The sequence below is a fragment of the Chimaeribacter coloradensis genome, from assembly GCF_002858715.1.
GTDB classification, from domain to species: domain Bacteria; phylum Pseudomonadota; class Gammaproteobacteria; order Enterobacterales; family Enterobacteriaceae; genus Chimaeribacter; species Chimaeribacter coloradensis.
The window spans coordinates 411,204-424,923 of the sequence record NZ_PJZH01000003.1 but is presented as its reverse complement, the minus strand read 5'-3'; the positions used below and the strand labels follow the sequence as shown (position 1 = coordinate 424,923).

General features: G+C 54.8%; 13 protein-coding genes and 4 tRNA genes. 2 read left to right on the top strand and 15 right to left on the bottom strand.

Going from position 1 to position 13,720, the window contains the following annotated elements; genetic code table 11:
- Positions 1 to 46: 46 nt before the first annotated feature.
- From rplS to ffh, 5 genes are all read right to left on the bottom strand, one after another.
- Positions 47 to 394 (bottom strand): 50S ribosomal protein L19, encoded by a 348-nt coding sequence (gene rplS / locus CYR32_RS06375; RefSeq protein WP_072929033.1) that lies wholly within the window; start codon positions 392 to 394, stop codon positions 47 to 49.
- A 62-nt stretch (positions 395 to 456) separates the two neighbouring features.
- Positions 457 to 1,212, bottom strand: coding sequence for a tRNA (guanosine(37)-N1)-methyltransferase TrmD (gene trmD / locus CYR32_RS06370; protein ID WP_101823561.1), 756 nt, complete (start codon positions 1,210 to 1,212; stop codon positions 457 to 459).
- A gap of 52 nt (positions 1,213 to 1,264) precedes the next feature.
- Complete coding sequence (gene rimM, locus CYR32_RS06365) at positions 1,265 to 1,813, bottom strand: ribosome maturation factor RimM (protein ID WP_101823530.1); 549 nt, start codon at positions 1,811 to 1,813, stop codon at positions 1,265 to 1,267.
- Between the two features lie 18 nt (positions 1,814 to 1,831).
- Positions 1,832 to 2,080 (bottom strand): 30S ribosomal protein S16, encoded by a 249-nt coding sequence (gene rpsP / locus CYR32_RS06360; RefSeq protein ID WP_101823529.1) that lies wholly within the window; start codon positions 2,078 to 2,080, stop codon positions 1,832 to 1,834.
- A gap of 155 nt (positions 2,081 to 2,235) precedes the next feature.
- Complete coding sequence (gene ffh, locus CYR32_RS06355) at positions 2,236 to 3,597, bottom strand: signal recognition particle protein (RefSeq protein ID WP_101823528.1); 1,362 nt, start codon at positions 3,595 to 3,597, stop codon at positions 2,236 to 2,238.
- A 165-nt stretch (positions 3,598 to 3,762) separates the two neighbouring features.
- Here ffh and CYR32_RS06350 point away from each other — a divergent pair, with 165 nt between their 5' ends.
- Complete coding sequence (locus CYR32_RS06350; protein ID WP_101823527.1) at positions 3,763 to 4,554, top strand: cytochrome C assembly family protein; 792 nt, start codon at positions 3,763 to 3,765, stop codon at positions 4,552 to 4,554.
- A gap of 65 nt (positions 4,555 to 4,619) precedes the next feature.
- Complete coding sequence (locus tag CYR32_RS06345) at positions 4,620 to 5,909, top strand: HlyC/CorC family transporter (protein WP_165698188.1); 1,290 nt, start codon at positions 4,620 to 4,622, stop codon at positions 5,907 to 5,909.
- A gap of 76 nt (positions 5,910 to 5,985) precedes the next feature.
- On the opposite strand, the gene luxS is transcribed toward CYR32_RS06345, so the two are convergent.
- From luxS to alaS, 10 genes are all read right to left on the bottom strand, one after another.
- A complete protein-coding gene (luxS, locus tag CYR32_RS06340) occupies positions 5,986 to 6,501 on the bottom strand; it encodes an S-ribosylhomocysteine lyase (protein WP_101823525.1) in 516 nt (171 codons plus the stop codon).
- Positions 6,502 to 6,656: 155 nt separating this feature from the next.
- Positions 6,657 to 8,222, bottom strand: coding sequence for a glutamate--cysteine ligase (gene gshA / locus CYR32_RS06335; RefSeq protein WP_101823524.1), 1,566 nt, complete (start codon positions 8,220 to 8,222; stop codon positions 6,657 to 6,659).
- A 73-nt stretch (positions 8,223 to 8,295) separates the two neighbouring features.
- Positions 8,296 to 8,724: a YqaA family protein gene (locus tag CYR32_RS06330; RefSeq protein ID WP_101823523.1), complete on the bottom strand. Its 429-nt coding sequence runs from the start codon at positions 8,722 to 8,724 to the stop codon at positions 8,296 to 8,298.
- Positions 8,721 to 9,287, bottom strand: a complete 567-nt coding sequence (gene yqaB / locus CYR32_RS06325; protein ID WP_101823522.1) for a fructose-1-phosphate/6-phosphogluconate phosphatase — start codon at positions 9,285 to 9,287, stop codon at positions 8,721 to 8,723. Before yqaB ends, CYR32_RS06330 begins: the two co-directional genes overlap by 4 nt.
- A 477-nt stretch (positions 9,288 to 9,764) precedes the next feature.
- Positions 9,765 to 9,841, bottom strand: a tRNA-Arg gene (locus CYR32_RS06320).
- A 58-nt stretch (positions 9,842 to 9,899) separates the two neighbouring features.
- Positions 9,900 to 9,976, bottom strand: a tRNA-Arg gene (locus CYR32_RS06315).
- A gap of 87 nt (positions 9,977 to 10,063) precedes the next feature.
- Positions 10,064 to 10,140, bottom strand: a tRNA-Arg gene (locus CYR32_RS06310).
- A 6-nt stretch (positions 10,141 to 10,146) separates the two neighbouring features.
- A tRNA-Ser gene (locus CYR32_RS06305) sits at positions 10,147 to 10,239 on the bottom strand.
- Between the two features lie 304 nt (positions 10,240 to 10,543).
- Positions 10,544 to 10,729 (bottom strand): carbon storage regulator CsrA, encoded by a 186-nt coding sequence (gene csrA, locus CYR32_RS06295; protein WP_004091602.1) that lies wholly within the window; start codon positions 10,727 to 10,729, stop codon positions 10,544 to 10,546.
- A gap of 256 nt (positions 10,730 to 10,985) precedes the next feature.
- On the bottom strand, positions 10,986 to 13,613 hold the full coding sequence (alaS, locus tag CYR32_RS06290) for an alanine--tRNA ligase (protein WP_101823521.1): 2,628 nt from the start codon (positions 13,611 to 13,613) through the stop codon (positions 10,986 to 10,988).
- Positions 13,614 to 13,720: the final 107 nt, after the last annotated feature.

Below are 13,720 nucleotides of genomic sequence, written 5' to 3'. Positions count from 1 at the left end.
CACCCCTTCATCTCTATTAACTTTTGGATGCAGCGTTAGCTGTATCTTAGTTAAGACGCTCTTTAATACGAGCAGACTTACCAGTACGCTCACGCAGGTAGTACAGTTTGGCCTTGCGAACGGCACCACGGCGTTTCACAGTAATGCTGTCGATTACTGGGGAGTGAGTCTGGAATACGCGCTCAACACCTTCGCCGTTGGAAATTTTACGAACAGTGAATGCAGAGTGCAGACCGCGGTTACGGATGGCGATAACCACGCCCTCGAATGCCTGCAGACGTTTTTTGCTACCTTCAACGACCCATACCTTCACTTCCACGGAATCACCCGGACGGAATGCTGGTACGTCTTGCTTCAGCTGCTCTTGTTCGATTTGCTTAATAATGTTGCTCATAATATGTCTCTTACCCTAGGTAAACTGATATATCGGGAACATCAGCCAACGCTGATGCTTCCTTAATAGTCTGGTTGACTGGCCCGGTGTTCCCGTTGGAACTCGGCCAGCAACACCTGTTGCTCGTCAGTCAGAGCTAGGCTTTCCAGAAGTTCAGGTCTTCTAAGCCAGGTACGGCCCAGCGACTGCTTTAAACGCCAGCGGCGTATCTGAGCATGGTTGCCCGACAGTAAAACCGGCGGAACTTCCATGCCTTCCAACACTTCAGGGCGGGTGTAGTGAGGGCAATCCAACAGGCCATCTGCAAAAGAATCCTCTTCTGCAGAACCCTGATGACCCAGTACGCCCGGGATAAACCGGGAGACAGAGTCAATCAGCGTCATGGCCGGCAGCTCACCACCACTGAGAACGTAATCACCAATTGACCATTCTTCGTCAATTTCGGTTTGGATGATCCGTTCATCAATCCCTTCATAGCGGCCACACACCAGAATCATCTTCGGGTTTGTTGCCAGCTCGCGCACGCCCTCTTGATCGAGTTTGCGCCCCTGAGGCGAAAGGTAGATTACCTTGGCGCCTTCGCCTGCCGCTGCTTTTGCTGTCTGAATCGCTTCCCGTAAGGGTTGCACCATCATCAGCATACCGGGGCCGCCGCCGTAAGGGCGATCGTCCACGGTGCGGTGCCGGTCGTATGCGAAATCGCGCGGACTCCAGCACTGTACGCTCAGCAGGCCATTTTTTACTGCCCGGCCAGTTACCCCGTAATCGGTGATGGCGCGGAACATTTCGGGAAACAGGCTAATTATACCGATAAACATTTGCCCATCCCCATGCTGCCGTTCCACTCATCTTTTCCGGTCAAATCGGAGGTCAAAAACCAGGATCCCAATCTACTTCAATCACTTGAGCAGTGAGATCGACTTTCTTGATAACCTGCCCATGAAGAAACGGAACCAGCCGCTCCTTCATGCCGAATGCATCTTTCAGGTTTGCCCGCACGACCATGACGTCGTTTGAGCCGGTTTCCATCATATCGATGACTTTACCCAGCTCGTACCCGGTTGTGGTGACTACCTGGCAGCCCATCAGGTCTTTCCAGTAGTAATCATCCTCTTCCAGAGGCGGCAATTGCCCGGAATCCACGACGATTTCGCAATTCGTCAGCAGATGCGCGGCATCCCGATCGTCAATGCCTTTGACTTTGATGATCAGATCCTGACTGTGGCGCTTCCAGTCTTCCAACTCGACAAGCTGCCACTTACCGCCTTTCTGGATAAACCAGGGCTGGTAATCAAAAATGCTTTCAGCGTTTTCGGTGGATGAAAACACTCTGAGCCAACCACGAATGCCGTAAGTAGACCCCATTTTACCGAGTACAATCGGCTGCGTAGGTGCTACCGGTTTGAGTTGCTTGCTCATCGTTGCCACCGCGACAGATTAAGCTGCTTTCTTAGCGTCTTTGATCAGCGCGTGAACGCGATCAGAAACGGTAGCACCCTGACCAACCCAGTGCTCAATGCGGTCCAGGTCCAGACGCAGACCTTCAGCCTGACCAGAAGCGATCGGGTTGAAGAAACCAACGCGCTCGATGAAACGACCGTCACGCGCATTGCGGCTGTCGGTGACTACTACTTGATAGAACGGACGCTTTTTCGCGCCGCCACGTGCCAAACGAATTGTTACCATAACATCCTCTTTAGTTAATAAAACAGCCGGGCCCCATTGAGGGAACGGGGCCCGGGTGCAATATAAAAAGCCCGAAAATTTTACTCATTTTGGCGCAAAAAGCAATCTAAAGCGTACAAAGTTGCCGCGCGCCGCTGTAAATAAATAATCCGGGGTTAACGACCAGGGAAACCGGGCGGCATCATGCCTTTCATGCCACGCATCATTTTAGCCATGCCACCCTTCTTCATTTTCTTCATCATGCGCTGCATTTCGTCAAACTGCTTCAGCAGCCGGTTGACATCCTGCACCTGCATACCTGCGCCCAGCGCGATGCGGCGCTTGCGGGAACCTTTGATGATTTCGGGCTTGGCGCGCTCTTTCAGCGTCATGGAGTTGATGATCGCCTCCATCCGCACCAGCACTTTGTCATCCATTTGTGATTTGACGTTGTCCGGCAGCTGGCCGGCACCCGGCAGCTTGCTGAGCATACTGGCCATACCGCCCATATTACGCATCTGCTTCAGCTGCTCCAGGAAGTCGGTCAGGTCGAAGCCGTCGCCCTTTTTCAGTTTGGACGCCAGTTTCTCCGCCTGTGCGCGGTCAACCTTGCTTTCGATATCCTCAATCAGCGACAGGACGTCGCCCATGCCCAGGATGCGCGAGGCGACCCGGTCAGGGTGGAACGGCTCCAGGGCCTCGGTTTTCTCACCCACACCCAGGAACTTGATCGGCTTGCCGGTGATGTGGCGGATAGAGAGCGCGGCACCGCCACGGGCGTCACCGTCGACTTTGGTCAGCACAACGCCGGTCAGCGGCAGCGCTTCATTAAAGGCTTTGGCGGTGTTGGCCGCATCCTGGCCGGTCATCGCATCGACCACAAACAGGGTTTCTACCGGGTTAATCGCGGCATGAACCTGTTTGATCTCGTCCATCATCGCTTCGTCGACGTGCAGGCGGCCTGCGGTATCCACGAGGAGGACATCATAAAATTTGAGTTTGGCCTGTTGCAGTGCGCGGGTGACGATATCAACCGGCTTTTCCTGCGCATCGGACGGGAAGAAATCCACCCCTACCTGTTCAGCCAGGGTCTCCAGCTGTTTAATCGCCGCCGGGCGGTAAACGTCCGCAGAGACAACCAGGACTTTCTTCTTGCGCTTTTCACGCAGGAATTTACCGAGCTTCCCGACGCTGGTGGTTTTACCGGCCCCCTGAAGGCCCGCCATCAGCACCACAGCCGGCGGCTGGGCCGCCAGGTTGAGTTCAGAGTTGGCCTCGCCCATGGCGTTCATCAACTCGTTTTTAACGATTTTGACGAACTCCTGGCCCGGCGTCAGGCTCTTGTTAACTTCAACGCCAACCGCGCTCTCTTTGACCCGGTTAATGAAGTCACGCACCACCGGCAGCGCGACATCCGCCTCCAGCAATGCCATGCGCACTTCACGCAGCGTCTCTTTGATATTCTCTTCGGTCAGCCGCCCGCGGCCGCTGATATTGCGCAGTGTGCGCGACAATCGATCAGTTAAATTATCAAACATCGTCTCTTGCTCAACGTAATGACAGGCCGCCTTGGCGACACAATGGCGGGATTATAACACGAAGTCCGGGCGATCTCTGCCCCGCCGTAGGGGAACGGTTGGAGCGTGACGCCGCTGACGTTATACTGACCCTCTGACTTATTTTCTGATACCCGACGACACCTTATGCCGATTCCTGCCTTCGTGGCCATGATTGCCTACTTGCTCAGCCTTGCGCTGATCCTCCCCAGCCTGGTGCGGCAACAGAGCGGGTTCCGCCGCCTGGCGCTGTTCTGCGCGGCCGTGGCGCTGATTAGCCATGCGATAGCTCTGGAGCAGCGTATTTTTGGGGTCAATACCGGCCAGAACCTGAGCCTGGTGAACATCGGCTCAATGGTCAGCCTGATCATTTGTACCGTGATGACGGTGGTCGCCTCGCGCAACCGCGGCTGGTTTTTGTTACCAATTGTGTATAGCTTCGCCTTAATCAACCTGATTTTTGTCGGGCTGTTGCCGGGGGAGTTTATTACCCATCTTGAGTCCAGCCCCGGCCTGCTGGTGCATATCGGGTTGTCGCTGTTCTCCTATTCCACCCTGATTATCGCGGCGCTCTATGCGTTTCAGCTCGCCTGGCTCGACTACCTGCTGAAGAATAAACGGCTCTCTTTTGCGTCTGATATGCCGCCGCTGATGAGTATTGAGCGTAAGCTGTTTCATATCACGCAGGTCGGCGTTGTCCTGCTGACGCTGACGCTCTGCACCGGCCTGTTCTACATGGATAACCTGTTCAGCAAAGAGAACGTTCATAAGGCAGTGCTGTCGATTATGGCGTGGTTTGTCTATGTTGTTCTGTTGTGGGGGCACTACCATGAAGGCTGGCGCGGCCGCCGCGTGGTGTGGTTCAGCATGGCGGGTGCCGTCCTGCTTACATTGGCTTACTTCGGCAGCCGGCTGATTCAGCAGATCATGGTAGGCTGACCCATCATCTGAATACGTATACTCCCCTGATGGGGAGTTCACTCATTGTTATAAGGAAGACCGCGTTGGAGCATGTCTCTACAGGCACCCTGATTATTACGCTGGTCATTATGATCATCGTTTCCGCTTATTTTTCCGCCTCTGAAACCGGCATGATGACGCTTAACCGCTACCGGCTACGCCATCAGGCCAAACAGGGGAACCGCGCCGCGCGCCGGGTGGAAAAACTGCTTCAGCAACCTGACCGCCTGATAAGCCTGGTGCTGATCGGCAATAACCTGGTCAATATTCTGGCCTCCGCGCTGGCCACCATTGTGGGTATGCGGCTGTATGGGGACGCCGGGGTCGCCATTGCCACCGGTGTGCTGACCTTTGCCGTGCTGCTGTTTGCTGAAGTGCTGCCCAAGACCTTTGCCGCGCTCTACCCGGAGCGGATCGCGTTTCCAAGCAGCCTGCTGCTGATGCCGCTGCAAAAAATCATGCTGCCGCTGGTCTGGGTGCTCAATACGCTTTCGCGCCTGCTGATGCGCCTGTTCGGCATTAAAACCAACGTTCACCTCAGTGATGCCGTCAGCAAAGAGGAGCTGCGCACCATTGTAAACGAGTCCCGCTCCCAGATTTCACGCCGCAATCAGGACATGCTGCTCTCGGTACTGGATCTGGAGAGTGTGTCGGTCAATGACATCATGGTGCCGCGCAATGAAATCGTCGGTATTGATATCAATGACGACTGGAAGTCGATCATGCGCCAGCTGACCCACTCGCCCCACGGGCGCATTGTGCTTTACCGCGCCTCTCTCGACGATGTAATCGGGATGCTGCGCGTGCGTGAGGCTTACCGCCTGATGACCGAGAAAAAAGAGTTCAATAAAGAGAACCTGTTACGCGCCGCTGATGAGATCTACTTTATTCCTGAGGGCACGCCGCTGAACATCCAGCTGGTGAAGTTCCAGCGCAATAAAGAGAAGGTCGGCATTGTGGTGGATGAGTATGGGGATATTCAGGGGCTGGTCACGGTAGAGGATATTCTCGAAGAGATCGTGGGGGATTTCACCACCTCCATGTCCCCTACCCTGGCAGAAGAGGTCACGCCGCAAAGCGATGGGTCCGTGCTGATTGAGGGCAGCGCCAATGTGCGCGAACTCAATAAGGCCTTTAACTGGCGCCTGCCGGCTGAGGATGCGCGGACCATTAACGGCATGCTGCTGGAAGTGCTGGAAGAGATCCCGCCGGTCAACACCGAGATCCGGGTAGAAAATTATGACATCCAGATCCTCGACGTGCAGGACAACATGATCAAGCAAGTGCGCGTGACCCCTGTTCAGCCCATCCGCGCCAGCGTGGAGCAGCACTGACAGGCCAGGTTGCTGCCGCCGGCCCAATAAAAAAGACGCGATTATCGCGTCTTTTTTGTTACTGCGGCGTACTGAACTAGATGTGCAGTTCTTGCAGTTTATCTTTCGGCAACGCCAGATCGTCGTTACGGTTTACAACCACCTCGTGGTCGAGGATGTGACGCGCGATCTCCTGCGCTTCTTCCAGGGAGTGCATCTGGTAGGTGCCGCACTGATACTCGTTCAGCTCCGGGATGGCGCGCTGGTCAGAGACTTTCAGCACGTCTGCCATTGCCGCTTTCCAGGCATCGGCCACACGCTGCTCTTCCGGCGTACCGATCAGGCTCATGTAAAACCCGGTACGGCAACCCATTGGGGAAATATCGATGATCTCTACGCCATCCCCATTGAGGTGATTGCGCATGAAGCCGGCAAAAAGATGCTCCAGCGTATGGATACCGCGCTCCGGCATCACTTCCAGATTCGGCCGGCAGAAACGCAGATCAAACACGGTCAGGGTATCGCCATGCGGTGTATGCATCGTTTTTGCGACACGAACGGCAGGTGCGGCCATCCGGGTATGATCTACAGTAAAGCTATCCAACAATGGCATCGTGTCACCTCCTTCAGGAAAAAAAGATATTTTTGCGAACTCAGGAAACCTTTTCACATGCAGCGGGTCTTAATTAGTGAAAGACGCGCATTTGTTATCATCATCTCTGTTATCAGCGATGTATATTTGGCCACAGTGACTGTGGCCTTTTTCTTTTATTTTGCCGCATTTACCTGCGTCAGAAACTCATCAAAACTCAACGTATCCGCTGCTTCCAACTCTTTCTGCCGCTGTAGTGAAGCCCGCTGCTCTGCTGCCAGCTGGTCATCCGTGAGGATTTCCAAAGGCTCTTCGCTCAGCATCTGGCGGTACTGCTCAGCCAGTGCCAGCCCGACCCCTTTCAGACCATTCTCTTTCATAGCCTGCAATATCCGGGCGGAATATGTCAAATCAGGATCGTCAAATGACGCGACCAGCTCATCGCAGGCCCCCTGATACTGGCGATCGCCATTGACCTTATCCAGCACTTCCGCCACACGGCGTAAATCGGCAAACAGCGATTTACCGACATCAACCAGCGGTTCATGCGACGTTTCACAACCGATGCCGATGGTCTGGCCCGGCTTACGCCCTTCGAGGATCACCCGGTTCCAGTTTTTACGGGTACAGAGCAGCTCTTCGCTGCTCATTTCCGGCGCATCCGCCAGCGCACACCAGATCAGGAACAGGTCCAGGAAACGTGCCTGGGTGATGTCCACACCGACCGGGGAGAAGGGGTTGATGTCCAGCGAACGGACTTCAATATACTCAATGCCGCCGCGCATCAGCGCATCAGACGGCGTTTCGCCACGGCGGGTTACCCGCTTCGGGCGAATCGGTGCGTAGAGTTCGTTCTCAATCTGCAGCACGTTGGTATTCAGCTGCAGATAACGGCCATCACGCTTCGTCCCCATTGCCGCGTACTCTTCGGAAGGCGTACGGATCGCCTTCTTCAGCCCGGCAACATAGGTGTTGAGGTCGTTAAACGTAATGCCCAGATTGCTCTGCGATTTATTGGTATAGCCCAGGTCACTCAGGCGCAACGAGGTGGCATAAGGCAGGTAGCACATGCCTTTTTCATCACGTTCGAAAGGCAGCGCACTCTCCCGCCCTTTCAGGAAAGAGGAGCAGATCGCTGGCGAAGCCCCGAACAGGTAAGGGATCACCCAGCCAAAGCGGTAGTAGTTACGGATCAGGCTGAAATAGCCGGCCGAAATCTCCTCTTTACCGCTTTCCGCATCTTTCACACCCAGCCGCGCCTGCCAGAAGGCAAGCGGCAGGGAGAAGTTGTAGTGAACGCCGGAGATAATCTGCATCAGCGCGCCGTAACGGTTTTTCAGCCCCTCACGGTACAGGGTTTTCATCTGCCCGATGTTGGAGGTGCCGTATTGGGCCAGCTCGATTTCCTGCTCATCACCGACGAAACAGGGCATACTCAGCGGCCACATCCGCTCTTCGCCTAACGTGCGGGCGGTATGACGGTGAATATCACGCAGGAACGTCAGCAGATGATCAATGTCCCCATCCACCGGCGTGATAAATTCTAACAGCGTTTCCGCAAAGTCTGTGGTAATCCACTCATGCGTCAATGCCGCCCCCAGGGCTTCAGGGTGCCCGGTGCCGGCCAGCGAACCGTCTGCGTTTACCCGCAGCGTTTCACGCTCAATACCACGGCGGATGCCTTTAATTGCCTGAGGATGCGCTTCCAGCCATGAAAGTGCCTTGGATACGTCCGGGATCAAATCGACCTCCCGCTCTCAAAAAACGATAACGTGTAAGCAGAATAGCCAGGTTGCCCCGGGCTGTTTGTTCTGTTCAATGCCACCAGGACAACCCCTGTAAAGTCAGATAAGCCAGCACAAGATAACGGAGGCCCTTGCCCAGGCAGAGAAAAAACGCCACCGGTAACCAGGGCATACGCAGCCAGCCTGCGAACACACATAACATATCGCCGACTACCGGAACCCAGCTGAGCAACAGCGCAGCAGGCCCAAAGCGGGTCAGCCAGGCGGAGGCGAGCTGATGCCCCCGCTGGACAGACGCCGCCGGCAGAAAGCGTCCTATTACCACATTTGTCAGGCCGCCCAGGGTGTTGCCTGCCGTTGCAGACAACACCAACGCTGCCGGTGCGGTATCGCCGGCAGTGAGTAAAGCGACCAACAGAATTTCTGAATTTCCCGGCAACAGCGTTGCGCTAAGAAAACTGCTGCCAAATAACGATGCAACGGCCAGCGTGCCACTCACAAAGTGCGCACATCCACATACGCCATCCCGGCGCGTGTTGCCGCTTCAATGCCGAAATCCGCATCTTCAAACACCACGCACTTCGCAGCAGGCACCCCGATTAATTCGGCACAGCGTAAAAAAGTATCCGGCGCAGGCTTATAGTGGCTGACATCATTGGCCCCCACAATCGCCTGGAAGCAATCACGCAACCCGAGGTGCCGCAACAGGGCATCCGCCATGCTGTGCTCACTGCCGGTGCCGACCGCCATCGGGCGGCGGCCATGATAGGCTTTAACAACCTCAATCAACGGCAGCGGGCGGACACTGTCAAACAGCATCTCTTTGACGGCCGCCGTTTTCTCTGCGGCCAGCTGATGGGCATCCAGCGTGGCGTGGTGCGCATCAATAATCGCCTGGGCAACCCGCCAGGTCGGTGAGCCATTCAGTGCCGTCAGGGTCTCTGCGTCATAGTGCATACCGTATTTTGTCAGCACATGATGCCAGGCCTTGCGGTGAGTCGGTTCGGTATCCAATATGGTGCCATCCATATCGAATATCAGTCCTTCGTAACGATCGTACATCGTGTACTCCGCATTCACTGAAAAAGAGAAAAACTACTTTAGCGTAAAGTCTTTTGAATGTCGCATATTGGTTAATTGGCGGAAACGAAGTGGCACAGACAATCAATCAACCGCAAAATACCCGGCCTGAAAAACTCCCTATAAAACATAAATCAACTGCGCAAGGCAGTAAAAAACGGTGGTTTAATCACCGGTTAACACAATGAATTTTCAGAATAAACAGAATGGCACGCGTTGAAAGCATGGCCTATGGCATGGGCGGGTAACACGGGGAAAATAGGTAGCAGAAAACAGCATAGTAAAAAGCAGGGCTGGAGCAGTCCAAATAGAAACAAAGAATAACTTATGTCACTGCAGGTGAATCAAAGGGAGAATCAGAAAAAGAAGCGTGATGTCGTGCTTGTGAAGCAGGGATAAATACGGGGTTTTTAACAAAGAGAACAGAGAGCGGGTAAAACAGAAGGGATGTAAAGAAAATGGTGCATCCAGGAGGATTCGAACCTCCGACCGCTCGGTTCGTAGCCGAGTACTCTATCCAGCTGAGCTATGGATGCATAGGTGATTTTCTTACTGCGCCTTTCCCGGAACTCATGTTTCCGTGAAAGTAAAAGATGGTGCATCCAGGAGGATTCGAACCTCCGACCGCTCGGTTCGTAGCCGAGTACTCTATCCAGCTGAGCTATGGATGCAACGGAAATACTTTTTGGTACTGCTTACCTTGTTACAGGTTTGGTATGGTGTTGCTAAGACCACATTCACACGTCCATACAAAAGTATGGTGCATCCAGGAGGATTCGAACCTCCGACCGCTCGGTTCGTAGCCGAGTACTCTATCCAGCTGAGCTATGGATGCATTAAATGGCGGTGAGGGAGGGATTCGAACCCTCGATGCAGCTTTTGACCGCATACTCCCTTAGCAGGGGAGCGCCTTCAGCCTCTCGGCCACCTCACCTTACGCCTCTTGCGAGTGCGCTGATTAACTTTCTGAAAGCTCATCGGCGCTGCGTGGCGCACATATTACTTTCCCGGGTTTATAAGTCAAACCCTTTTTTTTCATCTCGTGCGTGTTTGAACAATTCACGCGCAATATGGATGGTTTGACGTCAAAATGGTCTTTTTATCAACGCAAAAAGGCGCAGGGCGTAGAAATCTTATGAGTCAGAGTGCGTGAAAAAAGGTGCAGAAAAGCAGAGGGAGAGAGGCAAAGAGAGGAAAAAGATGATTGGCGCCTCGCTTCCCGCGAGACGCCGGTCAATTTAGTAGGTCGTTTGCTGGGACTTTTCAGCTTGAATGCGTTGGTAGATTTCTTCGCGATGGACAGAAACCTCTTTCGGGGCGTTGACACCAATACGTACCTGGTTACCCTTCACCCCTAATACAGTGACAGTCACCTCATCGCCAATCATGAGGGTTTCACCAACTCGACGAGTCAGAATAAGCATTCTTTGCTCCTTGAAAGATTGTAAGAGTCGGGTCTCTCAGTTTCCCCGCCATTATCCATCATATACTGTGAAAACGTATACTATGCTCCTTACATTAACTGTAAGGTAATCATAGGATCAACGTTAACTCTTTTCAGTTTAGCCGAATTCAGCGGCTTTGTGGCATTTGCGGCGCGGCCCGGCGTCGGTTCCAAACAAAAAACGCCATAACGCACAAGGCGTTATGGCGTATCAGTAGAGTTGAATTATTTCAAACCTATAATTTGTCTTCTACCCACGCGGTGACGCTTTCCAGCGCACCCGGCAGGGCAGACACATCGCTGCCGCCGGCCTGAGCCATGTCAGGGCGGCCACCGCCCTTACCGCCAACCTGTTGAGCGATATAGCCAATCAGTTCGCCTGCTTTCACCCGGTCAGTCAGATCTTTGGTCACGCCGGTAATCAGGCTGACTTTCCCTTCTGCCGTGGTAGCCAGCACGATGATGGCCGAGCCAAGCTGGTTTTTGAGGTCATCCACCATGGTGCGGAGCATTTTCGGCTCGACATTATCCAGCTGGCTGACCAGCAACGGCACGCCTTTTACCTGCTTCGCCCTGGAAGTGAGGGACGCGCTCTCCTGAGCGGCCTGCTGGCCTTTCAGCTGCTGCAACTCTTTCTCCAGTTGGCGGGAGCGCTCGATCAGGCCACGAATCTTCTCAGAGACGTTGTTCGCATCGCCCTTCACCAGATGGGAGATGCTTTGCAGCAGATCGGTTTCCTGATGGAGTGTGGCAATCGCCCCCTCCCCTGTCACCGCTTCAATACGACGGATGCCGGCTGCGGTGCCTGACTCACTCTGGATACGGAACAGGCCAATATCACCGGTGCGGCTGGCGTGTGTGCCGCCACACAGCTCGGTGGAGAAGTCACCCATGCGCAGTACGCGCACGTTGTCTTCATACTTCTCACCGAACAGCGCCATCGCGCCCTCTGCTTTTGCCTCTTCCAACGCCATGATGTTGGTTTCGACCGGCAGATTACGACGGATCTGGGCGTTGACGATATCTTCCACCGCGCGGATCTCGGCAGGCTTCATCGCTTCGAAATGGGAGAAATCGAAACGCAGATATTTGTCATTCACCAGTGAGCCTTTCTGCGCCACATGGTCACCCAGCACCTGACGCAATGCGGCGTGCAGCAAGTGGGTCGCGGAGTGGTTCAGGCGAATGCGGTTACGGCGAGCCACATCAACCTGGGCATCCACACCCTCATTAATGCGCAGGGTGCCCTGGCTCAGCACACCCTGATGGCCGATCGCCTGGCCGTATTTCTGGGTATCGATCACATCAAACTGTGCCGCTGCGGTACGCAGCTGGCCTTTGTCACCGACCTGGCCGCCTGACTCAGCGTAGAATGGCGTCTCATCCAGCACTACCACGGCATTCTCACCGGCGTTGATGCTGTCAACCGGCTGGCCATCACGATACAGTGCCACCACTTTCGCCGGCAGTGCCAGCTGGTCATACCCGAGGAACTGCGTGCTGCCGTCAACCCGGATCAGGCTGTTATAGTCGGCACCGAAGCCACTCGACTCACGCGCACGGCGGCGTTGCTGCTCCATCGCCTGATTAAAGCCCGCTTCATCGACCTTCAGGTTGCGCTCACGGCAGACGTCCGCCGTCAGATCCAGCGGGAACCCGTAGGTGTCATAGAGACGGAAAGCCGTTTCACCGTCCAGCGTATCGCCTTTCAGGTTTGCCAGCACATCATCCAGCAGCGCCAGACCGCGCTCCAGCGTACGGGCAAACTGCTCTTCTTCGGTTTTGAGTACCTGCTCAACCAGCGCCTGCTGGCGTTGCAGCTCTTCCGCCGCCGGGCCCATCACCGCAATCAGCGGGGCCACCAGCTTATAGAAGAAGGTCTCGGTTGCGCCCAGCATATTGCCGTGACGGATAGCCCGGCGAATGATACGGCGCAGCACGTAGCCGCGGTTCTCATTGGACGGAATCACCCCATCAGCGATCAGGAAGGCACAGGAGCGGATGTGGTCAGCAATCACGCGCAGTGATTTATTGCCCAGATCGGTCGCGCCGGTCACCTCTGCCACTGCCCCAATCAGGGTTTTGAACAGGTCGATTTCGTAGTTGGAGTTCACATGCTGCAGAACCGCAGCGATGCGCTCCAGGCCCATGCCGGTATCCACAGACGGCTTCGGCAGCGGCTCCATGGTACCGTCAGCCTGGCGGTTGAACTGCATGAACACCACGTTCCAGATCTCGATGTAGCGGTCGCCATCTTCATCCGGGCTGCCCGGTGGGCCGCCGGCGATGTGGTCACCGTGATCGAAGAAGATCTCGGTGCACGGGCCGCACGGGCCGGTATCACCCATCTGCCAGAAGTTGTCAGAAGCGTAAGGCTTACCTTTATTGTCACCGATGCGGATGATGCGCTCTTGCGGCACGCCAATCTCTTTCAGCCAGATGTCATAGGCTTCATCATCGGTTTCATACACGGTCACCCACAGCTTCTCTTTCGGCAGGGCAAACCAGTTTTCGCTGGTCAGCAGCTCCCAGGCGTACTGAATAGCGTCATGCTTGAAGTAGTCACCGAAGCTGAAGTTACCCAGCATTTCGAAGAAGGTATGATGGCGCGCGGTATACCCGACGTTTTCGAGGTCATTGTGCTTGCCGCCCGCACGGACGCAGCGCTGTGAGGTCGTGGCGCGTGAATAGGCACGCTTGTCCAGGCCAAGGAAAACATCCTTGAATTGGTTCATCCCGGCATTGGTAAACAGCAGTGTCGGGTCGTTATTGGGAACCAAAGAGCTGCTTGATACAACCTGGTGTCCCTTGCTCTGGAAAAAATCGAGAAACGCTTGACGGATCTCAGCGGTGCTCTTGCTCATAAATGTCCCGGAATCAGGCTAGAAGAACAGCCCGTAAGCGGTATGCTCAGCGTTCTGACGCCGGCGCACTGCTTACGAACAAAAAGTGGGAATAAGATAAAATTTCT

What these genes read in the sequence shown, in the direction of transcription:
- rplS (WP_072929033.1), bottom strand. Translation starts at nt 394, where the DNA reads ATGAGCAACATTATTAAGCAAATCGAACAAGAGCAGCTGAAGCAAGAC.
- trmD (WP_101823561.1), bottom strand. Translation starts at nt 1,212, where the DNA reads ATGTTTATCGGTATAATTAGCCTGTTTCCCGAAATGTTCCGCGCCATC.
- rimM (WP_101823530.1), bottom strand. Translation starts at nt 1,813, where the DNA reads ATGAGCAAGCAACTCAAACCGGTAGCACCTACGCAGCCGATTGTACTC.
- rpsP (WP_101823529.1), bottom strand. Translation starts at nt 2,080, where the DNA reads ATGGTAACAATTCGTTTGGCACGTGGCGGCGCGAAAAAGCGTCCGTTC.
- ffh (WP_101823528.1), bottom strand. Translation starts at nt 3,597, where the DNA reads ATGTTTGATAATTTAACTGATCGATTGTCGCGCACACTGCGCAATATC.
- CYR32_RS06350 (WP_101823527.1), top strand. Translation starts at nt 3,763, where the DNA reads ATGCCGATTCCTGCCTTCGTGGCCATGATTGCCTACTTGCTCAGCCTT.
- luxS (WP_101823525.1), bottom strand. Translation starts at nt 6,501, where the DNA reads ATGCCATTGTTGGATAGCTTTACTGTAGATCATACCCGGATGGCCGCA.
- yqaB (WP_101823522.1), bottom strand. Translation starts at nt 9,287, where the DNA reads ATGTACGATCGTTACGAAGGACTGATATTCGATATGGATGGCACCATA.
- csrA (WP_004091602.1), bottom strand. Translation starts at nt 10,729, where the DNA reads ATGCTTATTCTGACTCGTCGAGTTGGTGAAACCCTCATGATTGGCGAT.
- alaS (WP_101823521.1), bottom strand. Translation starts at nt 13,613, where the DNA reads ATGAGCAAGAGCACCGCTGAGATCCGTCAAGCGTTTCTCGATTTTTTC.